This is a genomic window from Lactiplantibacillus fabifermentans DSM 21115 (assembly GCF_000498955.2).
GTDB classification, from domain to species: Bacteria; Bacillota; Bacilli; order Lactobacillales; family Lactobacillaceae; genus Lactiplantibacillus; species Lactiplantibacillus fabifermentans.
The window spans coordinates 1-23,302 of the sequence record NZ_AYGX02000146.1 but is presented as its reverse complement, the minus strand read 5'-3'; the positions used below and the strand labels follow the sequence as shown (position 1 = coordinate 23,302).

General features: G+C 46.0%; 23 protein-coding genes and 1 pseudogene. 17 read left to right on the top strand and 7 right to left on the bottom strand.

The window, feature by feature from the left end:
- Positions 1 to 455: 455 nt before the first annotated feature.
- Complete coding sequence (locus DY78_RS12435; RefSeq protein WP_024624551.1) at positions 456 to 944, bottom strand: Fur family transcriptional regulator; 489 nt, start codon at positions 942 to 944, stop codon at positions 456 to 458.
- A gap of 202 nt (positions 945 to 1,146) precedes the next feature.
- Here DY78_RS12435 and DY78_RS12430 point away from each other — a divergent pair, with 202 nt between their 5' ends.
- The 3 genes from DY78_RS12430 to DY78_RS12420 all read left to right on the top strand — a co-directional run bounded on the left by DY78_RS12430 (position 1,147) and on the right by DY78_RS12420 (position 3,416).
- The gene (locus DY78_RS12430; protein WP_051385209.1) at positions 1,147 to 1,824 is read left to right on the top strand and encodes a hypothetical protein; all 678 of its coding nucleotides are present in this window, start codon (positions 1,147 to 1,149) and stop codon (positions 1,822 to 1,824) included.
- A 181-nt stretch (positions 1,825 to 2,005) separates the two neighbouring features.
- Positions 2,006 to 2,491 carry an RNA polymerase sigma factor gene (locus tag DY78_RS12425; protein ID WP_024624549.1) on the top strand — a complete coding sequence of 162 codons (486 nt, stop codon included), beginning with the start codon at positions 2,006 to 2,008 and terminating at the stop codon, positions 2,489 to 2,491.
- On the top strand, positions 2,484 to 3,416 hold the full coding sequence (locus DY78_RS12420; RefSeq protein ID WP_024624548.1) for an anti sigma factor C-terminal domain-containing protein: 933 nt from the start codon (positions 2,484 to 2,486) through the stop codon (positions 3,414 to 3,416). The genes DY78_RS12425 and DY78_RS12420 overlap by 8 nt, the downstream gene beginning before the upstream one ends.
- 71 nt (positions 3,417 to 3,487) lie before the next feature.
- Here DY78_RS12420 and DY78_RS12415 read toward each other — a convergent pair whose 3' ends face one another.
- The gene (locus tag DY78_RS12415; protein WP_024624547.1) at positions 3,488 to 4,747 is read right to left on the bottom strand and encodes a hypothetical protein; all 1,260 of its coding nucleotides are present in this window, start codon (positions 4,745 to 4,747) and stop codon (positions 3,488 to 3,490) included.
- A gap of 640 nt (positions 4,748 to 5,387) precedes the next feature.
- Here DY78_RS12415 and DY78_RS12410 point away from each other — a divergent pair.
- From DY78_RS12410 to DY78_RS12370, 9 genes are all read left to right on the top strand, one after another.
- On the top strand, positions 5,388 to 5,945 hold the full coding sequence (locus DY78_RS12410) for an NADPH-dependent FMN reductase (RefSeq protein ID WP_024624546.1): 558 nt from the start codon (positions 5,388 to 5,390) through the stop codon (positions 5,943 to 5,945).
- A 35-nt stretch (positions 5,946 to 5,980) separates the two neighbouring features.
- Complete coding sequence (locus DY78_RS12405) at positions 5,981 to 6,238, top strand: hypothetical protein (RefSeq protein ID WP_024624545.1); 258 nt, start codon at positions 5,981 to 5,983, stop codon at positions 6,236 to 6,238.
- Positions 6,239 to 6,308: 70 nt separating this feature from the next.
- Entirely contained in the window at positions 6,309 to 6,956 is a 648-nt protein-coding gene (locus DY78_RS12400; RefSeq protein WP_029778933.1) for an endonuclease III domain-containing protein, read from the top strand.
- A 433-nt stretch (positions 6,957 to 7,389) separates the two neighbouring features.
- The gene (locus tag DY78_RS12395; RefSeq protein WP_033614487.1) at positions 7,390 to 9,387 is read left to right on the top strand and encodes a PTS sugar transporter subunit IIABC; all 1,998 of its coding nucleotides are present in this window, start codon (positions 7,390 to 7,392) and stop codon (positions 9,385 to 9,387) included.
- A 517-nt stretch (positions 9,388 to 9,904) separates the two neighbouring features.
- On the top strand, positions 9,905 to 10,759 hold the full coding sequence (locus DY78_RS12390; protein WP_024624543.1) for an SDR family oxidoreductase: 855 nt from the start codon (positions 9,905 to 9,907) through the stop codon (positions 10,757 to 10,759).
- 93 nt (positions 10,760 to 10,852) lie between these two features.
- Entirely contained in the window at positions 10,853 to 11,299 is a 447-nt protein-coding gene (locus tag DY78_RS12385) for a MerR family transcriptional regulator (protein ID WP_024624542.1), read from the top strand.
- Between the two features lie 141 nt (positions 11,300 to 11,440).
- Positions 11,441 to 12,214 (top strand): DeoR/GlpR family DNA-binding transcription regulator, encoded by a 774-nt coding sequence (locus tag DY78_RS12380; protein ID WP_024624541.1) that lies wholly within the window; start codon positions 11,441 to 11,443, stop codon positions 12,212 to 12,214.
- Positions 12,201 to 13,019, top strand: coding sequence for a Cof-type HAD-IIB family hydrolase (locus DY78_RS12375; RefSeq protein WP_029778930.1), 819 nt, complete (start codon positions 12,201 to 12,203; stop codon positions 13,017 to 13,019). The genes DY78_RS12380 and DY78_RS12375 overlap by 14 nt, the downstream gene beginning before the upstream one ends.
- A gap of 100 nt (positions 13,020 to 13,119) precedes the next feature.
- On the top strand, positions 13,120 to 13,944 hold the full coding sequence (locus DY78_RS12370; protein ID WP_235810674.1) for an alpha/beta hydrolase: 825 nt from the start codon (positions 13,120 to 13,122) through the stop codon (positions 13,942 to 13,944).
- Between the two features lie 514 nt (positions 13,945 to 14,458).
- On the opposite strand, the gene DY78_RS12365 is transcribed toward DY78_RS12370, so the two are convergent.
- Together DY78_RS12365 and rlmD are read right to left on the bottom strand one after the other, a co-directional pair.
- A complete protein-coding gene (locus DY78_RS12365) occupies positions 14,459 to 14,908 on the bottom strand; it encodes a hypothetical protein (RefSeq protein ID WP_024624538.1) in 450 nt (149 codons plus the stop codon).
- A 15-nt stretch (positions 14,909 to 14,923) separates the two neighbouring features.
- Positions 14,924 to 16,369 carry a 23S rRNA (uracil(1939)-C(5))-methyltransferase RlmD gene (gene rlmD, locus DY78_RS12360; protein ID WP_024624537.1) on the bottom strand — a complete coding sequence of 482 codons (1,446 nt, stop codon included), beginning with the start codon at positions 16,367 to 16,369 and terminating at the stop codon, positions 14,924 to 14,926.
- 156 nt (positions 16,370 to 16,525) lie between these two features.
- On the opposite strand from rlmD, the gene DY78_RS12355 reads away from it, so the two are divergent.
- The 3 genes from DY78_RS12355 to DY78_RS12345 all read left to right on the top strand — a co-directional run bounded on the left by DY78_RS12355 (position 16,526) and on the right by DY78_RS12345 (position 19,095).
- Positions 16,526 to 17,176, top strand: coding sequence for an ABC transporter ATP-binding protein (locus DY78_RS12355; protein ID WP_024624536.1), 651 nt, complete (start codon positions 16,526 to 16,528; stop codon positions 17,174 to 17,176).
- A complete protein-coding gene (locus DY78_RS12350) occupies positions 17,173 to 17,928 on the top strand; it encodes an ABC transporter permease (RefSeq protein WP_024624535.1) in 756 nt (251 codons plus the stop codon). Before DY78_RS12355 ends, DY78_RS12350 begins: the two co-directional genes overlap by 4 nt.
- Before the next feature lie 87 nt (positions 17,929 to 18,015).
- The gene (locus DY78_RS12345) at positions 18,016 to 19,095 is read left to right on the top strand and encodes a YdcF family protein (RefSeq protein WP_033612335.1); all 1,080 of its coding nucleotides are present in this window, start codon (positions 18,016 to 18,018) and stop codon (positions 19,093 to 19,095) included.
- Positions 19,096 to 19,407: 312 nt separating this feature from the next.
- Here DY78_RS12345 and DY78_RS12340 read toward each other — a convergent pair whose 3' ends face one another.
- Genes DY78_RS12340 through DY78_RS12330 form a run of 3 tightly spaced genes read right to left on the bottom strand, consistent with a single transcriptional unit; the run spans position 19,408 to position 21,270 of the window.
- Positions 19,408 to 20,331 (bottom strand): DUF4097 family beta strand repeat-containing protein, encoded by a 924-nt coding sequence (locus tag DY78_RS12340; protein WP_024624533.1) that lies wholly within the window; start codon positions 20,329 to 20,331, stop codon positions 19,408 to 19,410.
- Positions 20,315 to 20,956 (bottom strand): DUF1700 domain-containing protein, encoded by a 642-nt coding sequence (locus DY78_RS12335; RefSeq protein ID WP_024624532.1) that lies wholly within the window; start codon positions 20,954 to 20,956, stop codon positions 20,315 to 20,317. The genes DY78_RS12340 and DY78_RS12335 overlap by 17 nt, the downstream gene beginning before the upstream one ends.
- On the bottom strand, positions 20,953 to 21,270 hold the full coding sequence (locus DY78_RS12330) for a PadR family transcriptional regulator (protein WP_024624531.1): 318 nt from the start codon (positions 21,268 to 21,270) through the stop codon (positions 20,953 to 20,955). The genes DY78_RS12335 and DY78_RS12330 overlap by 4 nt, the downstream gene beginning before the upstream one ends.
- 215 nt (positions 21,271 to 21,485) lie before the next feature.
- On the opposite strand from DY78_RS12330, the gene DY78_RS12325 reads away from it, so the two are divergent.
- Together DY78_RS12325 and tnpA are read left to right on the top strand one after the other, a co-directional pair.
- Positions 21,486 to 22,682 (top strand): MFS transporter, encoded by a 1,197-nt coding sequence (locus DY78_RS12325; RefSeq protein ID WP_024624530.1) that lies wholly within the window; start codon positions 21,486 to 21,488, stop codon positions 22,680 to 22,682.
- 146 nt (positions 22,683 to 22,828) lie between these two features.
- Positions 22,829 to 23,300, top strand: a pseudogene (gene tnpA / locus DY78_RS15835) (IS200/IS605 family transposase).
- Positions 23,301 to 23,302: the final 2 nt, after the last annotated feature.

The window sequence follows — 23,302 nt, the reverse complement described above, 5'->3', positions numbered from 1 at the left end:
TTAACGCCACTTTCAGGACGATTCCATTACGGTCAGCCAACTGCTAATCTCAGCTCGGTTTCAAAATAATGTCAGTATAATGAAATTGTGATCGAATATTTTCAACGGTGGTTAGTCTAATCAAAAACTAGCCGTAATAACCGATATTAAGCAAGAACCTTCAAAGATGTCGGTGCTGTAAATGTCGGAAAAACCACCGCCATTAACACCACTTGCACGGCGACTTCCATTGCTGCTGACCTCCAACTAAATTACGACACAATAAAAGGAGTCACCACTAGCAGAATTGTGGTGACTCCTTAACCGTACTGTTTAAGTATTAATGATGTTGTTTGAAACGTGGTATTCTCGGCAACGCCCTCCGCTTAGCTACGTTATCAACATCACGCGGAAAAACCATCGCGCAATCTTGATAACTAGGCGATGCTCGGTCGCTGTTCGCCGAGAATCCCTCGCTATTCAGAATGTGACAAATTCAAGTTCAACCGTTTCAAATCCGAAGGCTGGGTGACGCCTAAAGCCTTTTGGCAATCCGGGCATAACCCGTAAACTTCCATATTGTGGCCAGTCACTAAATAACCCGAAATTTCAGCGGCTTTGACTTCGACGCTGCTCAAATCTGGTTCGAACACGTCGGTGATTTTACCGCAGTTTTCACAAACGACATGGTAATGGGGGCGCCCAAAGAAATCATAATGGGTCCCGGCATCACCGTTTTGTAATTCAATCACGATTCCGAGATCGACGAACAATTTTAGGGTGTTGTAAACCGTCGCCAAACTCAAATTCGGCAGTTGTGTTTCCAAATCCTGATAAATCGTTTCAACGGAAGGATGATTATGATGGGTGACGAGGTAAGTCAGAATGATCTGACGCTGCGGGGTTACCCGGATTTTGTGATTCTTTAATTGTTGAATGGATTGCGTTAACATATCTTCTGCCACGACGCGGTTCCTCCTTTTTACCTAATATTCATTCTTATTAAACCACATTTTTTAGAAGGATTCCAATTTAGAAACGTTACTAAAGGAATCTTTTGACAAAATTAAGTAATGTTTTGCCCAAAAGGTCTTTACGCTGCCAAAATAGATGAGTACACTAACGATAATTAAGTCACCAGTCAGGCAACGATGGGAGGTCGCGAAGATGAAACAATCTATGGTTCCTGCTTTACCAACTGAACGGGTTCAATATGAACGGTGGTACCAACTTGGTTTGAATGCGGTAATGGCGGCCAGCACCACGTTGCAACGGTTGTCAACGCCGGCACAGCCCATGATTAGTGCTTTTCCACGCTTCACGGTCTTTTGTGCCGTTAATCATGGCGAACAACATGCGGCGGCCATTAAACAAGCGGCCGCCAATCTAGCGGTAGTCCCGATTGAAGTCGATATTAGTCGTGACCAAGTGGCCCTAACGTTTGGGCTCAACTGGTTAGCCGGTCAATTGCCCATTTGGCACCCCACGGAAGGCGGCGTTTTACGCTTATACGATGGCTTGTTAACGAATCTGCTCGGGTCGGCTTTTCAACCGATTACTGAGATCCAAGTGACGATTAGCGATTTAGAAATAGCGCGGGGGTCACAACAAACGCCCCCGGCCACGACGTTACACCCTAATTTCAGCCAATTTGGCGTTGATTTAGCCGCCGGCGGGTTAATGAGTGTCGTCCAAGCCGTCGCGCTCCAGTGGCAACAAGGCGTCAATGGCACGCTACTGGCGCAAGGCTATGCCGGTGAAGAAGAAGAGGAGTTACTCGACCAACCAGCGTGTGATGAATTAAAGCATCCGGCGGTTATTTTGAAGTTTCCGACGCAGCTGTAACGTAATTAGTCGTTTACGAATAAGAATAAAAGCAAGGTTCCCGAATAAGCCGAGATGGTTATGCGGGAATCTTTTTTGTTGTGCAGCCAACCGGACAGACGGCGGCCCGATTTTTCGTTAAAATAAATTAAGGCGTTACCTTTGGGGAATTCGTTCGTTATCTAAGTGGGAGGAGGTAGGCATGCAATTAAAGGGGTATGAAACCATCTTGGCGCAATTAGCGACTGAGCTGCAGCGCTATTTAATTAGTCGGGGTGCGCCGTCAGACGTGGCGGCTGACATTGTTCAAGATGTGTTTGTCAAAGTATTAGAGATGCAACTCGTTTTGCCACCGGATAAATTACGGCCGTATTTATATCGGGTCGCGTGGTCGACGTATCTAGATCAGTATCGACGCCAACAGCGGTATCAAAAAATTGTGACGACTTATCTCGTCCCGCGCGCGGAAATGGCCAGTATGCCACCAGACTTAGATGACGAACTGGAGCACGCGTTAAAACGGTTATCGGCTGCTGAACGTCAGTTGTTGATTTGGCGCTACGAAGAGTCTTGGTCGATTAAACAAGTCGCTCAAGCGCTGAAAATTCGACCGGCAGCGGCTAAGATGCGGTTACAACGGGTGCAACGAAAATTGGAAAAGATGATGAGGGGTAACCAATATGAATGATGAAGTTGATTTTAAAAAACTCGCACGGCGCGTCAAATTTCGGCGCTGGTTAGTGACGATTTTTATCGCGATTGCGGTGAGTATCGGGGTCATCGTGGGCGGTTATGTTTTTTCACAACGCCTGGCAAGTAAGGCGTCGCTGTCGACGATGAATTTAACGATGGACTTAGAAACAGTCCTATCACCAAATATTAAGTCGAGCGATGCGTATTTGACGGATGGCACGTTTATGGGTGGTAATATTACGAGTCACCGGTATAAAGAAATTGAAGGCTATCGGGTTGCGTGGTCACCGGTTAAAATGCATTTTTCAGGGGTGTTGGGAAACAGTGGTTTTGAGTCATATAATACTACTGACGTATCTAAAACCGGTGTTTATGACCGAATTACCCAACAAAAAATCCCAATGTTATATAATTTGAAAGCCGACCAATCACAAGAAGTAGTTAAAGCACCGCATGAATTAGGGAAAGTTGCCCAGAGTAAGAATATGATTGCGGAAGTCGGTATCACGTTCAAAAGGCCGATGACTTATGCCCAAATTCAAGCCAAATTACCAGCGAACTTGCACAGTGAATGGTACTGGATTGGCGTAAGTGGTGATGTTGCCACGAGCGGGCTGGATAATAATTTAGCCGGGGTACAGGCCAGCAACAGTAACGGCAAGCTAACGAATGGTGCTTATCAAGACTTCCGGAAGGCGATGGTGAAGGTCCATAAATCGGGGATTGATTGGTCAGTTGGCAACTATTCCGTGATAAAACACGGTACTAATTATGTTAATCACCATACTAAACTGTCACAAGCGAAATTTGCGGGAATTATTGTGACTGGTAAGAGCGAAAACTTCAAAGCCATTAACGGCGCCAACTGGATTTATGCTAGTTCGGTTGGCTATTTTGAACCAGTAAAAAGTATTCACTAGTTAAATAAATAAGCGTCATTTCCAAATCAAGGTTAATCCTGACTTGGAAATGACGCTTATTTTTAGTTTAGTTAGTGCGCTTGGTTCGCCACTTGCACCGGTTGGGCGGGTGCGGTGACAATGGATGTTTGTGACCACACTAGCAGTTGGGCTTGGATGTTTTCAAGAATCTTCATGCCCAATTGATAGTCGCGTTCTGAGCCGATACTGTTAAAGCTCAAGGTACACGTGCCAGCAAACGTACTGGCGGCAATTTCCATCAGCGGATTTTCGCGGAAAGCACCCGAGAATACACAGTTGACCACCGTCAAGCCATGAAATTGCAGGCGTTGTTGGTCGATTACACCAAAATTAGTGTAACTCAGCGGTTGTTGGGCGACCCAGCGGCGAGTCATTTTGCGCATCAAACCGATGGGCATGGTGTGATTCATCTTTTGTAAGTTGGTAAGTCGATATAAGAAGGCGGCGCGGTCGCGTTCAGCGGACAACAAGTCATGGACGTGTTGGACTAAAGCGGCAAAGGGGGCGTCGACATCAATTTTTATATTTAAATAAACCGTTCCGGTCAAGTTAGTAACGCGGGTCTTAGTTTCGTCGGCGGGGGTAAAATGCCGAAAGTCGATGGGGCACGGTAACGTAATTGTGGTATGTCCGGTCAACACTTGTAAGGCCTTGGCATAGGCGGCTAAAATGGCCTCACTAATCCCAACATCTTGGGCCTTGGCCACTTGGCGCACGCGCATGAATTGTTTGCTGGTCAACATAATATGGCCGATATGCCGCAAGTTAATACCTTGATAATGCGGTAATTTGACCGTATTCATTGGCAAATCGGCATGCGGATGAGGCCGTGAAAATTGGCGCTGTAATTGGGTAATGACCGGCCGTAACCGGCGTTCATTAGTTACAGTTGATAAGTCATCATAATTATAAGCTTTGGCGAGTAAGTACAAATACTCTTTAAAGCCGACACTGTCCGCCAGTAAGTGGCTCATAAAGGCTTGTAAGACATCATATTGGTCATGATGAATAACAAACAAGCGCAGTTGCGGACCAGTTTTAAAATCAAAATCAAAGTTTTCGGGACTATACGGACTTTGAGCTTCAATGACAATGTCGTCCGGTTGTTGCGCAAGCACTTCAAAGCGGTTGTGATCAGCTTGATAGCGACCGAAAATTTCGGGGACAACTTGCGCTGAAGCCAAGACCGCTGCTTTGAGGCGTTCAATGTCGATTTTACTAGAAAAAACGAGCCGTGAACGCATCAATGGCGCGGCATCAGCCGTGAGTAGCATATTCACAAAATCTAGCACTTCACCACGATAATACACAGTTAAAACCCCCGATCAAATTCTCTATGAGTTAGTATAACAGACTGGCGTGGCGGGGATTAGTGGGATGGGGAGGTTTTGGAAAAAGTTAAGAAAAAAGAGCGCAAAAACCAGCGGGTAGATTGTGAGCATTGCCTAGCCTAGTCGGATGGCGTCGCGTACTTTGCGATGTCGTCCGACTAGGCGTAGCAAGCACAACAATCTGCTGGTTTTTGCGCGTTTCGGCCATAAAGATAGGACGAGCGGATGGCGTCGCGTACTTTGCGATGTCGTCCGACTAGGCGTAGCAAGCACAACAATCTGCTGGTTTTTGCGCGTTTCGGCCATAAAGATAGGACGAGCGGATGGCGTCGCGTACTTTGCGATGTCGTCCGACTAGGCGTAGCAAGCACAGCAATCTGCTGGTTTTTGCGCGTTTCGGCCATAAAGATAGGACGAGTGATAACATCGCATACTTTAAGATATCGTTTAATTAGGCGTAGTGGCGGAGCGAGCAGTTGGCCTTGGCACGTTTCGGCAATAAAGATAGGGAGTGGGGGGATTCGGTCAGGCCAGTAAACAATCTGAAACCGTTTCCGCTAAAAATATAAAAAACTGGTATACTAAAGATAAATGCAAACATAAAAGGAGTTTACATATAATGAAAATAGTTGCCCTCGTTGGGAGTGTTCGTCAGGCTTCTTACAACCGAATGTTAGCCGAATTTGTGCAAAAGCGGTATGCTGAAGACCTCGATGTGATGATTCCTGCTTTAGGTGAGTTACCGTTTTATGACCAAGATATCGAAGAACAGGCGCCAGCCAACGTGCAAGCCTTTAAGGATGCGGTTTTGGCTGCAGATGGGGTGATCTTTGTGACCCCCGAATACAACCACAGCATTTCGGGCGTACTGGAAAATGCGATTGATTGGTTATCACGGGTTGAACGCCCACTTAAGGGAAAACCCGTCATGATTCTGGGTGCGACGATGGGACCATTGGGAACCGTGCGGGCGCAAGGTCACTTACGTCAAATTTTGGATTCACCAGGCGTGGTAGCGCGGGTGATGCCGGGTGACGAATTCTTAATGGGCTTAGTCCAAAAGAAGATGACGGCGGATGGCCAAATTACGGACCAACCAACGATTGATTGGCTAGATCATTGTGTGCACGACTACTTGAAGTTTGCCAAACAGTTAGTAATGACTGCTGAAAACTAAAGTTTTAAAAAATTATAGTTGAGGGGTAATTTCAGATGAACAAAGAACGTAAGTTGATTTATGTCATTTTAAATGATGAAGATGTCGAATATGAGTTGGAAGAACTACCAACTGAATATGTGGTTTATATTCGCCAGCAAGCCGGCGATTCGCGCGACTTACCGTTAGTGAATACTGAAATCCAAAACTTATTTAAAGATGCTGATCTTGATTTCGAAGAAAAGGTCAAGCCTGAAAATAAAAAGGCTGATATCGTTTTGACGGTCAAGCGTTCAAGTGTCAACGATGACTAATATTTAGCAGTGTAGCGGGCTCTGGATAACTTCCAGGGCTCGTTTATTTTTCAAGATGAGGTGCGACAAAATGACGATTGCGGATTTATATGACTTGATGCTAACCACGATGGGCCCCCAGCACTGGTTGGAACCGGGTATTCCCCCAGCTGAAACGCCATGGGAGATTTTGTGGGGCGGGGTACTCGTACAAAATACGAACTGGCGCAATGTCGATTATGCGTTGGCCAACTTAAAACAAGCGACGGCATTTGAACCCGCGCGCTTGTTGGCGCTCAGTGATGATGAGCTGACCGCACTCGTTAAACCAGCTGGGTTCTATACGCGCAAAGTGCCAACACTCAAAGGGTTAGCAACGTGGGCGCAGCAATATCAGTGCGACTTAGCGACAATCAAAGCCTTACCGGCAACCCGGATTCGGTCCGAGCTCAAGGCGCTCAAAGGGATTGGCGATGAAACGGCCGATTATTTTACGATGTATGTGTTTGATAAACCTACGATTATTGTGGATACGTATTTACGGCGGTTATTTACGTGGCTAGGGCAGCCGTTACCTAGTGGCTATTTAAAAGCACAAACCGTGATTGAACGAGCTTGGGACTACGATTTTGCCAGCGCCCGGGAATGGCATGCTTTGATTGTCGAATTTGGTAAACAGGTTAAGGATGATACGGCGTTCCGCCAGTCTTTTTTAGCCGATTACACCCTACAGTTATAAACGCAAATTAACTTAACTAATTAATATTTTAATCAAAGTGATAAATGAACGAACAAATCGCTTGGATTTATTTGACCGCCTTATATTACGACGGTTATGATTATGGCGTTGAATGAAACCGCTTTATTTTTAAATAAGCAGTTTTGGTCCAGTCGATTGGTTGCTATGACAACGAGACGTTAGTGATTTTTAGTGTTCGCAATCTTTATATTTGTGACTGACGTGCGGCTTGGATTAGTAGCGCCGCCTAATCGACTAGTTGTTAGTTAAGTGGTTGGCAAGTCGTTGCCAACTAGGTGGTAGGAGAACTTAGCCTACCGTTTTGACGATTTCTTATGGGGGTAAGATGTCGTTTCCGGTCGTGGCCGGGTGACGTTTTATAACCAGACACGCAATTGCATGATGACGTGATTAAATAAAGGGGGCAATCACGATGAAACAAGTGCAGTTATTAGCACCAGTCGCTGGGAGAGTTATGGCACTCAGCGAAGTTAAAGATCCAGTCTTTTCACAAGGTATGATGGGCCAAGGGTTCGGGACCGAACCTGACAATGGGCAGATTGTAGCACCTATCAGTGGGAAGATTACGATGGTCGCACCAACCTTACACGCAATCGGGATTACGAGCGATGATGGCTTGGAAGTCTTGTTGCATTTAGGGATTGATACGGTGGAATTAAAGGACAACCCGCCATTTGATATCAAAATCAAGGTTGGGGATGTCGTTCAAGCGGGCGACCTGTTAGGTTCTATGGATTTAGCAGCCATTCAAACAGCTGGCAAAAAGACTACGGTCATTTTAGCGGTCACCAATAGTAGCGATATGGTTGATACCTTGACGCCACAATTAGGACTCGTTAAAGCAGGCGCCGTGGCCGCACGGGTGGACTTAAAAGCGGTCAGTGCACCGACCACCACTGCGCCAGCTAGTGGCAAAGGTGGCAAGTATGATGAATTAGCCCGTCAAATTATTGAAAATATTGGTGGTGCTAGCAATGTGAACAGTGTGATTCACTGTATCACGCGGGTTCGTTTTTATTTGAAGGATGAAAGTATCGCCAACGACGATGTTATCAGTAACTTACAAGGGGTTATTGATGTTGCCAAGGCGGGGGGCCAATATCAAGTCGTTATCGGACCGGCCGTCAATGACGTTTACGATGCGGTCGTCCAACAATTAGGACCTGGCTTTGGCGATGACGATGCGTCTGCGTTAGCCGTTGAAAAAGAAGCGAATAAGGCGGCTTGGCAAAAAATGACGCCGTGGGAAAAAACCAAACATGGCTTTAGTGCCTTGATTGGGGTCATCACCGGCTCCATGATTCCGGTTATCGGTTTGTTAGCCGCTTCTGGGATCTTAAAAGGGGTCTTGGCGTTACTGACTTCGTTTAAGATTGTTTCCGCAACGACCACCACGTATGTGATTATTAATGCGATGGGCGATTCCGTCTTCTACTTCTTGCCAATTTTCGTTGGGTTCACAGCCGGTAAAAAACTGGGCGCCGACCCCATTATCATGGGGATTATTGGTGGGGTCTTAACGTACCCAACGATTGTGGCGATTGCGTCAACGGGTAAAGTTACGAGTCATTTGTTAGGCATGGGCATCAATGCTGATTTCTTCGGCTTACCAGTGCACGTGGCCTCATATACGTACTCCATCTTCCCAATGATTGCCGGGGCGTGGTTAGCTAGCAAGTTGGAACCGTGGCTCAAACGCGTTATTCCAACCGTCTTACGCATGATCTTCGTGCCATTACTGGAAGTTATCATTATTTCTGGGGCCATCATTTTATTCCTTGGTCCAATCATTACCGCCTTATCTGGGGCCTTGGCTACTGGGATTGTCAAAATTTACGAACTCAGTCCCGCAATTTCTGGGTTGGTCATTGGTGGCTTTTATCAAGTGCTCGTTATCTTCGGGTTACACTGGGCGATTATTCCAATTGTCGCCAACGATATTGCCACGACTGGTCACAGTTACTTGAACGCCATCGTTTCGGCAACGATGGTCGCCCAAGGTGGCGCGGTCTTAGCCATTGCGATGAAGTCAAAATTTGCCAACATCAAAGAATTAGCATGGCCAGCAACTATCTCAGCCTTTTGTGGGGTTACTGAACCCGCAATGTATGGGATTAACTTGAAATACGGCCGGGCCTTCGTCACTGCCAGCATTGGTGGGGCCGTTGGGGGCTTCTTAACCGGCTTGATGCATGTTAACATGTGGGGCTTTGCCGGTTCCTTGATCGGGTTTACGTCCTTCGTTAACCCTAAAGGGATGGACTTCAGCTTCTGGGGCTTCTGGATTGCTTCGATTGCGGATATCATTGTTTCCTTCACGTTAACTTACATGTTTGGCTTCTCGGATGCCGATGTTAAAAACGTTAAAGTCGCACCTGAAAAGAAACATTTAGGTGAACAAGCTGCTTAGGCAGCGTATCAAAAGAGTTTCGCTTGCGAAGCTCTTTTTTTGGTGGCATGGCAACGGTGGTCCTCCAGCCAGTTAGCAAGGGTTCCGGGATGGTCTAACCTCATTTTGGCTATTATTGGGTGATTTGATAAGTTTTAACCGTAAGCCTGCAATAGTGAATGTTTTGCTAGTTTTACTTAAGCATGGCTGAGACCTATTCAGTTAACACGTTATGCGGCTGGGAGTTAATTTTAGGCAGACACAAAAAAAGATAGTTGAACAGTAGTCATTATGTAAGTGGGTCACCGGTTAGTCTGTAACAGCTAGAGTTTCATGATGTTTTAGAATTATAATTGTATAAAGCGCTATCAATGATGGTGGTTAACTTATTGGGGACGATTATTAACTAGATAATTGGCATATAATTTAATTGCTGTTTTTATTTAAGTTACAAGCTAACGACCATATCAATTGACTCAAACTGAAATATTTGATTAAATGTAACTAATAAAGTTACACGAAGGGGTGGATGTTAATTATGAAATATACGATTACTGGGGCAACGGGGCATTTAGGTAAAGAAATCGTCACCGCGATGACGAAGTTAGTTCCCATGAAAGAAATTACCTTAGGGGTACATACATTGAGCAAAGCGCTCAACTTCCAGACACAAGGGATGACGGTCAAAGAAATCGACTATGATAATCCCGCGACCTTGGCACCGGTGATTGCCAATAGTGATGTGCTGATTTATGTGCCTAGTAAGAGTCACGATAGTTTTAGTCGGGTGACAGAATTTGAAAATGTTGTTAAAGCGGCGGAAGCTAATAGCGTGCAGCACATGTTAGTCATGGGCTTTATCGCGGACCAAGAAGATAATCCATTTGCGTTATCGGCATTTTATGGTTACGTGCCACGGCGGTTGGCGGCGTCATCATTGCATTATACGGTGATGCGCAATGCCTTGTATGCCGATCCGCTGGTACCATATTTGCCGGAACTGATTAAGCGTCAAAATGTGATTTATCCAGTTGGTGACCAAGCGTTGAGCTTTATTAGTTTACATGATTCCGCGAATGCGTTTGCCCACGTGGCCACAGACTCGTCCTTACTAGAAGATGGCCGTATTTATACGTTGACGCAAAGTGAAGCCTACACGATGCCGGCACTGGCTGAAGTTATCAGCAAAGTTACCGGCGCCAAAATCGGGTACCAACCAGTTAGTTTGCAAGAATTTAGTGACCTCTATAATGAAAATAACGAAGGTCCCATGTTAGCGTCAATGTATGCTGCGGGGGCGAAAGGCTTACTCGACGAAGTTAGTTTAGATTATGAAATTATTATGGGGAAGCCGGCGCAGTCATTGCCAAGCTTTTTACAAACCAAGTATTAGAATCCGCAGTTTTTTCATGACGACAACCTGGTGGCGTCACAATTCCATGCTATAATTTATTTTAGTTAATATTTATGGAAAGGAGGCGCCAGCATGAATCCAGGGATGTCGTCAGATTTACGGGAAATTTTTCATCGGGGGCAATTGACGATTGGCATCAGTGAACTCAGTCGGATGACTGGTGTCTCGCCACGTCAGTTACGATACTGGCAAAAAAAGGGGTACATTATTCCGAAAAATGAGGACGAACCGGGGCGAGCGCGGATTTACACCTTAAAAATGGTGATTAAAGCCGCCGCCATGAGCAATTTGTTGCAAACCGGTTATACGTTGAAAGCCGCGGCGGCGCAAGTGGATGAGCGCATGCGACCGGCCCAAACGATGTATCATGTCTTATTTGATCGGTATCAAGGCTTTGAAGTGGCGGACGATGGTCAGATTATTGTGGATCTCGGGACATTTGATCCCGACCCGACGCAAGAACTGTATGCGATGCTAGTTGATGAGCGACCGAAATTTATTTTAAAACCAAAGAAATAACGATAAGTGTTAAATGAGCGAGTTAGCAATTAAAGTTGCTAGCTCGCTTTTTACTTAAAATATAGCTTTAAACACTTATAAACACTTGATTAATACTTAATCTATTGTAAAATGAAAGTGATTTCAAAAGGAGGTCACGCGATGCAACCACGCGAACGGCAACAACAATTATTGAAACAATTAGCACAACAACAGCAGATGAGTGTGGCCGATGTGATGACAGCCTTAACGGTTTCGCGTGATACGGCCCGGCGCGATATTGTGGCCGTGACGGAGCAAGGTTTGGCGCAACGCATTCACGGTGGCGTCCAAGTGTTGAATTTTGCGGTAGATATTCCAAGCTATCAAGATCGGTTACGCCAATTTAGCCAGTTGAAAACGGCATTGGCTAAGTTGGTCTTACCAACGATTCAACCCGGCCAGTACGTTTTTTTAGACGTTGCGACCACGCTACTCAAGCTCACGCAGCTCATCACGCAAAAGTGTACGATTTATACGCATTCACTCGATAATGCGATTAGCTTAGCCACCAATCCGGCGGTAACCGTGGAATTATTAGGTGGGACGTTGAACCAGAAAAATCGGTTCTTTGGCGGCCCGACGACACTGGAAGCGGTGCAAACGGTCGCGTTTGACCAAGTCATTGTGGGCGCGGCGACGGTTACGGCCAACGGGTTATTTTATAGTGACCGTGACGATGCGGCCGTCAAACGCCAAGCCTTGAGTCAAACGACGCAGGGAATTCTAGTTTGTGAACATCGCAAATTTGGACAAGCCGCCCGTTATTGTGGTGGTCAGCTAACCCAAATCCAATTAGTTATCACCGATGAACCACTAACTCACACCGAACAACGATGGTTTCCAAAAACAACTGAATTCAGACACTTAACGGAGGATGATTATGACCAGCATTAAAATGATTTTAAGCGACATTGATGGTACCTTGCTGAATGATGAGGCCGATTTATTACCAAGTACGATTACCGGATTAAAAAAGGCCGCAGCCCAAGGCGCCCAAATTGTGCTAGCGTCAGCGCGGTCACCTAAGGGCATGTTCGGGTTAGCCCAGCAGCTGGGCGTGCATTCAACGATGATTGCCTATAACGGTGCCTTGACTGCGGCCACTGACGCCGCCGACCACTTGACAGTGATGGAACAGCAGCCAATTCCCTTAGCGGCTGCACAGGCGGTTCAAAAAGTGGTTGCGCAACGTTGGCCAGAAGCTTCTCTGAATATTTACACGAATAATGACTGGTACGTTGAACAAGTTGCTGCATGGGAAGAACAGGAGGCTGACGGGATTGGTTATCAACCGACGATAACCCCGTTGGCCACTTGGTTAGCAACGCCACAAACGCCCATTCACAAACTGATGATTATGGCGCCAGCATCGACCATTGCGGCGATTGAACCGCTTTTGAAATCGCCTGAATTTGCCGATTTAGACGTCTATCGTTCTAAGCCGACTTACTTAGAAATCGTGGCCACCGGGGTCTCGAAAGCGGCGGCCTTAAAAAAGTTGTTAGTGGACGAGCAGGTCGCAACGCCGCAAACGATGGCTTTTGGCGACAACTTCAATGATGTCGCCATGTTGCAGACGGTTGGGATTGGGGTCGCCATGGGTAATGCGCCCCAAGCAGTCAAGGATGCCGCGGATATTGTCACCTTGGATAACAACCACGACGGGATTGCAAAAGTCTTACAAGTTTATTTTGATTAGGCCAATTGACAAACCAATGAAAGCGCTCTTAAAATTAAATCATAGTTAAATTTATAAATTGTGAGGTCTTTATTTTATGGCGTTAATTAGAGTAAGTTTCATGTCAGCGGCATTGCATCGGACGGTGCCACTAGTGGTCGTTTTACCAACGGATAAAGTTTATTTTGATGGTAAAAGCGACCGCCCCGTCGATAAACCGTATAAAACATTATATTTATTAAATGGGATGCTCGGTAATGAAACCGACTGGGTCGCCGGCACGCGAATTCAACGGTGGGCAGAAGACCGCAACTTAGCAGTGGTGATGCCAGCGGGTGAAAATGCCTTTTATATTGACCATGAATGGAGTGGCGATTTATACAGCCAATTCATCGGCCAAGAACTAGTTGAGTTCACCCGTAAAACTTTCCCATTGTCCCATGACCGCGCCGATACGTATATCGGTGGGTTATCCATGGGTGGCTACGGGGCCTTATATAATGGGTTGAAGTTCCACGACACGTTCAGCGCAATTGTGGCCTTATCGGCGGCGTTAAAAATTACGTCTGGATTGACCGACTTTCCTAAAAATCCCAAGTGGTTTGCGGAAACACGGGCTTATTGGACGAGTGTCTTTGGTCCAGAATTAGACCATTTGGACGCCAGCAAATACGATCCGGAAGCCTTGATTAAACAATTACTGGCGCGGCAAATCCCGTTGCCAAACTTCTATATCGCCGTTGGGCAGGATGATGATTTATTATCAGCCAATCAAGACTTCGACGCTTTCTTAACAGCTAACCAAATCGACCACGTCTTCGAGGTCGACCCCGGCGCCCACGAATGGGATTTCTGGGACTTACACATCAAGCGGGCCTTAGATTGGCTCCCACTCGAAAAGCAAGACGCGGGTGCCTCCAGCGGTAATGTTAAAGCTGACAACTAATAAACGGCTTTGAAGTGTGGCCCTCCAGTCAGTCGGCGAGGGTTCTCGTGCTGGGACCGCCGCGAGCCAAAAAGCGGTCTCGTGGCTCGTTTTTGAGCTCAGCACAATTCGCTAATCTCAAAAAGCGTCCTTGTTCTAAGCCGAGAAAAGCACTCGTCTAAGAACAACTGCAGCACGTTCACCCTCGCCGACTGACTTCCGGGAATGTGGTATTAAAACGGTAGCTATAATTTGATATTGCGTCCTAAAAAAAGCCGTTGACAGTAAATGTCGACGGCTTTTTTAATGTTCTCAAATGATAAGATAGCTGGAGGTTGGTCATGATGGAATCCGCCGTGGTGGTGGCGTTAGCGCGACGAACTTTTCGCGCTTACACCACGGGCGTCTTTCAAGACTTGTACTTTAGGCTTGAAAGCGAAGGCTAAGACCGCTCCTCAGGCTTGGCCTGGCCCTCACGGCGGATGGAATTATGACCAGCCGGAAGCGGCAATACCGGCAATCTTTGAATTCGTAACTAATAGTTAATCTTAGTAAATTCGGTTAAGATTTGTTGCGCGGCTTGGCCGCCGAAATCGTTGGTCTGGAGGCGGTTGAAGACGCCGTTCATGACGGCGGTCAAGTCGGCGTCACTCATGCCTTGATCGACTAGGGTGCTTAAGACGACTTGTAGTAAGTCGAGCGGCAAGATTGGCCGCTTTTCTGGGAAACGGTCGAAAAATTCTTGGACTGCTTGATCATGTAATTGCCAGTACACTGGATTTTGCACGTCATCGAAAATGGTCATGAGTTGGTCTAATGCTGGCGACATGGGAATGTTTTTCGCAATCAAAGTGGTCAACATGCCGTCACGCGCGGGAATCCGCACGTCCGCAATATAATCTTTTAATAATAAGAAATGCGTCTTAAACGGTGGCCGGAGCGTAAAGGTCATCGTTAAGGCAATTTGACTATCAGTATCTGCCATCACAAAAACTCCCTTTTAATGGCGTTTAGTGAAGCGCACGACCGCTTCGCAACGCGCAGTTTGTGGAAACATGTCGATTGATTGAATGTAATCCACTTGATACCCCGCCGTTAATGCCCGTAAGTCCTGGGCTAACGTTGATGGATTACATGAGATATAAACTAATTTTTCCGGCGCACTTTGTAAGATGGCGTCGATTAAGACATCATCTAAACCAGTACGGGGTGGATCGACCACGATGGCGTCCGGCGCAAAACCGCTCGCCAACCATTGTGGTAATAAGACTTCGGCTTCGCCAACCGAATATTGGGCATTCGTAATGTGATTGCGTTTCGCATTCGCATTGGCATCCGCAATGGCGGCGGGAATCGTATCCATCCCGCGAACTTCGCTGGCAACGTCGGCTAATGACAAGCCAATTGTCCCGACCCCCGAATAGGCGTCGACTAACGTTTCGTGCGGCGCTAAATCTAAAGCCGTCCGGGCCAGTTGGTAAAGTTTTTTAGTTTGTTCCGGATTTAATTGAAAGAAGGCCCGGGCCGATAAATCAAAGGCTAAGCCGTCGAGTTCTTCGGTAATCGTGGGTTTACCAGCAAGCAATGTCGTTTGGTCACCCCAAATTAAGGACGTTTTGCCAATATTGACATTTTGCATGACGGAAACGACCATCGGCAATTTTTCGGCAATCTTCATTAATAACTGGTGCTTCTTTGGTAATTTTGGCGTATTCGTCACTAAGACTAATTGCACTTCACCCGTAGCGGCCGCGGTCCGTACCACGATGGTCTTAACGATGCCGCTGTTGTGTTCTTCGTCGTAGATTGGTACTTGGAGTTCTTCTAACCAAGCGACCACTTGGCGCATGACGGTCATCGTTGCCGGCATTTGAACCGAACATGTTGGTAAATCAACTAAGTCATGACTATTTTCCTTATATAACCCGGCGGCGACATGGCCATCAATCATTCGAACTTGGAAGGACGCCTTATTCCGATATTCGTAAGGGTCGTCCATCCCAATCGTTGGGCGTACATCGTAATGGCGATAACCAGCGGGCTTATATTTTTCTAAGGCTTGACGAATCAAGTCTTGTTTAAACGTTAATTGGGCCGGATATTCGAGATGTTCCAGTTCAAAACCGCCGACTTCGCCCGCGTATTCATCACGTGGGTCGACACGGTCGGGACTGATTTTCCGTAATTTCCGGAGACTCGCTTCTAAGTAGCGGGGGTGGACAGCGGTCACTTCGGCGACAATGATCTCTCCAGGCAGGGCGCCTTTGACAAAGGTGATGACGTGCTTGTAATAGCCAATCCCTTCACCGTTGATACCGAGCCGTTTGATGGTCAGTGGAAACCGTTGGCCCACTTTAACATCGGTTTGGACCGGGGCCTTGGCGGCTGGCCGGGGTCGCCGGGACGTCGGGCGGTGTGAATTTTGATAATGATTCGGTTGTGGCATAGCTTTAACTACCTCGTTTTCTGTAAGTTGCTTTCAAATCATTATAGCATGCTGCTTCACGCAACTAAAACTTACCACTCAAGTAATAATGATTCTAATGTAGTGGTGGATTGTGGTAAAATTAAAGCGCATACAAAAACGGGGAAGTGAGTGCTGATGACAACTTTAATGCAATTGCAGCATGTCAATTATCAAGTTGACGATAAAAAGATTTTGACTGATATTAATTTAACGATTCCAGCGGGAAGCCACTACACGCTAACGGGGCCCTCCGGCAGTGGAAAAAGTACGCTGTTACGAATTATGGCCGCGATGATTTCGAAAACGAGCGGTGATCTAATTTTTGATGACCAACCGTTAGAAAGTTATGACCCGATTATGTATCGGCGCCAAGTGTCGTATTGTTTTCAACAGCCGACTTTATTTGGGGCGACCGTCGCGGACAACTTAGCATTTCCATACCAGATTCGAAAGCAAACGATGGATACTGATCACGTGGTAGAAGCCTTAGAGTATGTGGGTTTATCGGCAGAAACGTTGACGCAAAAAATCGAAGCCTTGTCCGGTGGTGAGCGGCAACGGGTCGCGCTGATTCGTAATATTTTATTTTTACCGAAAATGTTATTGCTGGATGAAGTGACGGCGGGGTTAGATGAAGCCAACAAACAAATCGTTCATGAGTGGTTGCGGCACCTAAACGTCGATCGCCACGTGACGACGGTGATGATTACGCATGATACGACGGAGATTGCGGCCGCCGACCAGTTATTACAAGTCACGGCCGGGCAATTGGAGGTGTTGAAATGAACTTGGTGGTGAATAATACATCCTTGTTTTTAGCGGCGATGTTAGTGTTAGTCGCGTTAGGCATTAGTTTATGGCAAAAACTCGGTTTGGATAAAGATATTATTGTCGGCGTGGTTCGGGCGATTATTCAGTTATTTGTCGTCGGTTATTTATTGAAGTATATTTTCCGCGTCAATAATTTATGGTTAACGTTAGCCATGATGTTATTTATTGTCTTTAATGCGGCTTGGAATGCCCAAAAACGCGGACCGGGCATTGCGCACGCGTTACCGATTTCGTTTCTCGCAATCTTTATTAGTACGGGCGTCACGCTCAGTGTGTTGGTTTTTGCCGGAGCCATCAAGTTTATTCCGTCGCAAATGATTCCGATTTCTGGGATGATTGCGTCGAATTCCATGGTCGCCATTGGCTTAGCTTACCGTAGTTTGAATAGTCAGTTTCACGACCAACGCCAAGGGGTACTAGAACGGTTAGCTTTAGGGGCCAGTGTGATGGATGCGTCGATTGCGATTGTCAAAGAAGCGATTCGGACCGGGATGGCGCCGACGATTGATTCCGCCAAAACGGTCGGCTTAGTGAGCTTGCCCGGGATGATGTCTGGGTTGATTTTTGCGGGGGTCGATCCGGTGCGCGCCATTAAGTACCAAATCATGGTGACGTTCATGTTACTTTCAGCGACTAGTCTGGGCGCCATCATTGCCTGTTACTTAGCTTATAAGAATTTCTATAATGCCCAAAAGCAATTGAAATAATTGAAAATTTTCAGTAGGCCTAGCTGTTAATAAACTCAATTTATATGCTATGATTAATGTGTTTTTGAGGAAAGGGGGTGTTGTTAGTTGAGTGAATCAGCAGTTGGGTTACCGATTCCAGCCGCTGCTTACTATGCGTGGATTATTCCATTTGTTTTTGGGTTGATATTTATTTTTCGCTATCAACGCGTGAAGGCGCGGTTGAGTAACGGAATTTGGTTTTCGCTATTTTTCTATTCATTTTTAGCGTTACTCGCAATGACTATTCTGGGGACTTATAATTTCCCACTAATTGTCGTTTGCGGCACGTTATTTTTAATCATTTTAGGGATTATTGGGGTCTTGTTCGTGTTGCAAGCCTTCCTATTGATTTGGAACGGCTGGATTATGTGGCGGCGCGAAAGTCATACTTTAGCGAATATGCTGACCTTGATTTTAGGGCTAGCGATTCTGATTCTGCCATTTTTGGCGGCGTCGTTAAGCAATCACTTGCCGCAAGCGGCCCAATATTTTATGTCGATTTTTCCTAACTTGGTTATTTTATACGTGTTATTTTGGTTTTATAATTATTTGACCATGCTCGTAATTTACCAATTCAACTGGCCGCGACACAATCAGGATTACATTATTGTGCTCGGTGCTGGATTGTTAAATGGCGACCGAGTGTCACCGTTATTAGCGCAACGTATTATGCGCGGGGTGAAGTTCTACCAAAAACAACAACGCAAAAAGCAGCATCCCGCTATCATGATTTTTTCCGGTGGTCAAGGTCCGGATGAAACTGTGCCAGAAGGTCAGGCGATGTTAGATTATGCCATCGCCCATGGCTTACCCGCCGAAGCTGGGTGGGCCGAAACGAAATCTAAAACGACTTATGAGAATATGTTATTTAGCCGGCGTCTGATCGACGGTGGCGAAATCAAGGATCCGAATGTGATTTTTGTGACTAACAATTATCATACATTCCGGGCAGGCATGTATGCCCGCCAAGCCGGGCTACGCGCCGATGGGATTGGCGCCCACACGGCCCGCTTCTTCTTGCCAGATGCCATCATCCGTGAATACATTGCGATTTTTATGCGGCATAAGTGGTGGCACGCCATCGCTTTAGTCGGTATCTTCGGTATATCGTTGCTCGGTGTTTGGCTACAATTTCGAGTGGGGTGATCCGATGTATTTAGGTGATTGGCGCTTTGCCGTTTTATTAATCGGTTTTTTAGCGATAATCGGTGCCGGGATATACTTGTTTGTTTTATTAGTAAATTTTTTACGACATCATTAAAATAGTTTGTTAAACCGCTATCCGTGCAAACTGTCCGGGTGGCGGTTTTGGGTTGGTCGGATTGATGAGGAAAGCCAATATGTGGTTCGGATATCCAAGCTGGTCACTTAATGAATAATCAAAAACGCCACGCCAACAATTTGCTGAAGATGGTTGGCGTGGCGTTAGTATTTAGTTGAGTGATAAAGTAATGGTCATTAAGATGCGGTAACGTTGATTTCACCGCTAGTAGATGTGAGCTGGTACTGTGCTTTGGCGTTAGTTTTGTATTGATAACTCCGGTGACTATCACTGTGCCAACCGAAGATGGCTAAGTCGCCAGTGGACGTTTTGGCCGTGACGCCATTGGCCCGGTTGGTTTGAACGTTAATATCACCATCTGTTACTTTGGCGGCTAAGTTACTTGTCAGTTGGTTGTGACGTAGCGTGATCGTACCAGCGGTTGCCGTGATGGCGGCACTCTTTAATTGCGTGTCTTTGATCGTAACATCTGCGGTACTTGTGATGTTAGAAGTGGCATGGGTGAAGGTACTATCACTGATGCGCACTGCGCCGTCAATATCGGCTTGCAAGCTCGGAGCGGTAAGTTTATTCACCGTGACGTCATTCGCTTGTAAGTTGGCGCTATTTTTAACCGTGACTTGGGCCAAATCTAAATCAGATTGGGTCGTTAGCTGCAAGTCTTTTACCGCGACGTTACTAATGGCGACATTGCCAGTTTGTTTCGTCGCTTTAATCGTGTTGACGATCGTGTTTTTAGGAATTGTAATGGTTACCCGATGCGTTGAAACTTCAGGCGTAATAATAAATCCGACCGTTTCATGCGTGAACTGGGTTGATTTGATGGTGACATTACCATTGTCATAAGTCATGCTTGGCAATTGCCGTGCCGATGAAACGGTCACTTTGGTAGTATCACCTTGTTTGATGGTCACGTCGGCATCGGTATTTAACGTGATACTTTTAATTTTGGCAGGTTGGTACGTTTTAGTACGCACCTTGGCGACATGAAAGCCGCTTTGCCAATAAATTGATTGAATCCCATTGTTGGCAATCCCAAAGATCGCCAAGATTAAGCCGAGGATTAATAAAATAATCCCAACTTTAATGGTTTTTTTCATGATGACGACCTCCTCGCTCGGCGCGATTGCGTTTAACAAACCGGTGATAAAGCCGTTGCACAACCTTTGAAACGCCTTGAATAATTAGACTGATGAACCAGACCACTAGTGGTAAGATTAAAAGTTCGCCACCGATAATTGCTAAGCCAGTCCCGATATAGAAACAAGCAACCCATATGGATTGTCCAAAGACGCCAATCCCGGCAGTTAACATCCCGAAGCCTAAAATAGTTAGGCCAAATAACCCACAGACGAGGGCGACCCCGAGGGCAAAGACGACTGCGGCCACGGCAAATAAAATAGCCATGATCACAATTAAGGCCGGAATGGTAATCGGCGTTGACAGCAAGGCGAGCACGACTAGCCAGATGGCCCGTACCCCGGCCTTAGATTTTTGTGGCTTGGAAGAATCGCTGTCCTGTAAATTTTCGTTGAAACGGATGGAATAATCCGCTAGCACCTTGCGTGCCAACTGTTTCGGTGTGCCGAGTTCGGCAACACAATCTTCGTACGTGTCTAATTGCGCATCGAGGATATATTCACGATAAAATTCGAGGACTTCGTCGCGTTCGGTATCGTTTAATTGCACGAGTAGTGCCGCGAATTTATGTAAATAGTCCGTCATGATGGTGCGCCCCCCTTAAGTAATGAATTAATGGCTTGACTATAAGTGGTCCAGTCTTGCGAGATAGCCGCCAGTTGCGTGGCGCCCGCCGCCGTAATTTGGTAATAACGGCGGTTCCGACCTTGATAGGCTTGGTCGTAAGTCGTGACCCAACCATTTTTCTTGAGCCGGCGTAATACTGGATATAACGTTGATTCGGAAACGGCGATGGAAGCTTGCAAGCGTTGCGTTAAGGCATAACCGTAAAAGTCTTCGGTTTGCAACAACGCTAGGACACAACCATCTAGCAGTTCCGAGCTAATTTGAATGGCCATCACTATTCCCCCTGCGATATTATACGTCGTATAGTATTGTTCGATTACTAGTATAGATAGCTCATCCGAGCTTGTCAATAAAATTAATAATAATCCGCTTATTTCTGCGATTTATAGTATGAAATTTAGCGTTGACAAACTAGTTTTGAAAGCGTAGATTGATGGTTAATAAAGGTATATCATACTTTTATTAACAATAAGGGGGGATTGGTTTCATGCAATTATTCAAAAAGTACCGGCTATTGACGGTCATTGGGACGGCCTGGCTGTTTGATGCCATGGACGTTGCCATGTTGTCATTCATTATGCCGCTCATCAAAAAGGAGTGGCAGTTAGCACCCGCCCAATTAGGGATGGTCAGTGCCGCGACGTCACTTGGGATGGTCGTGGGGGCCATTATTTGCGGCGTATTGGCCGATCGCATTGGTCGTAAAAAAGTGCTGATTTATACGTTAGCGTTATTCTCAATTGGTAATTTATTATTAACCATTACGCCGAATGTGGGATTATTTATCGCGGTGCGGTTCTTAACTGGGATTGGACTTGGTGGGGAACTACCAGTCGCCGCGACTTTAGTGGCAGATAGTTACCAAGGAACGGAACGTTCACGCATGCTAGTCTTAGCGGACAGCTTTTGGGCGATTGGTTGGATTGTCGCTTCATTATTAGCTTTCTGGGTCATGCCAGTAATCGGCTGGCGCTTAACGGTGTTAATTACGGCCGTAACGATTTTATATACGTTATTACTACGGCGGCATTTACCAGATACGCCGGTTCGGACGACGAAAAAGCCATCTTGGCGCGTGGTGTGGCAACCAGAATATCGGCGAATGACCATTACGATGGCCGCTTTATGGTTTATCGTGATGTTGACGTATTATGGGATGTTCTTATGGTTACCAAGTTTACTCGTCTTACGTGGGTTCCCAATCGTCCACAGTTTTAATTACACGTTGTTGATGAGTTTGGCGCAATTACCGGGTTATTATTTAGCCGCATACTTGATGGGCAAGATGAGTCGTAAAGTGGTCTTGATGATTTATTTAACGGGGACCATTTTGAGTGCGTTAGCGTTTAGTTTTGCTAGTAGCAATGGCGCCGTGTTAATGAGTGGCGCCTGGTTGTCATTCTTTGATTTAGGTGCTTGGGGCACCTTAATTGCTTTGACACCGAGTTTATTTCCGCAAGCCATTCGGGGGACTGGCATGGGCACGGCCCAATCAATCGGGCGAATTGGGGCCACGATTGGTCCGTACATGGTCGGAATGTTATTACAATTTAAATTACCGATTCCGGTCATCTTTAGTGTCTTTGTCGTCATGTTATTAATCGGAATTGGCATCTTAGTTTTTGCGGTGGTTGATCCCGAATTATCACCGGACGAGGAACTAGCCCATGAACTTAAAGGCTGAGTTAATTCAACCAGCATTAAAACGGTTTTTACAATTTCAGACCGTAAAGCCTACTTATACAGGCAAAATATTAGCACTATGGAGTAGGCTTGATAGCGTTTTCTTCGATGCGTCATTCGGTTCATGAAAACGATACAATACATATTATGAAAACCAATAAGACAGACGACTACATTAATCCTAAATATAAAAATGTCTACCGACATACACGTACCACAGTAAGTTTGCTGAACTATCACTTTGTTTTCACACCACATTACCGTAGGAAGATATTTGCCATACCCGGTGTTAGCGAACGTGTTGAACAACTTATTTGTGAAAAGAGTTCTGCACTGGGTGTTGAAATCCTTAATTTCACAGCCAACGTGGATCATGTGCATTTGTTTGTTAATATGCCACCAACACAAGGTATTCCACAATACATGCACGCAATCAAAGGATACTCAATCTAAAGTAATTCGTGAAGAGTTCCCTCAGTTACAAGCTATGGCAGCCTTATGGACGCGTAGTTACTTCGTATCTACTGCTGGAAATGTCGCTAGTTCAACTATTCAAAAATATATCGATAAGGTAGATTGCAAATTTAATCCGAATTTTTGGACAAATTGTTCAGCATAACC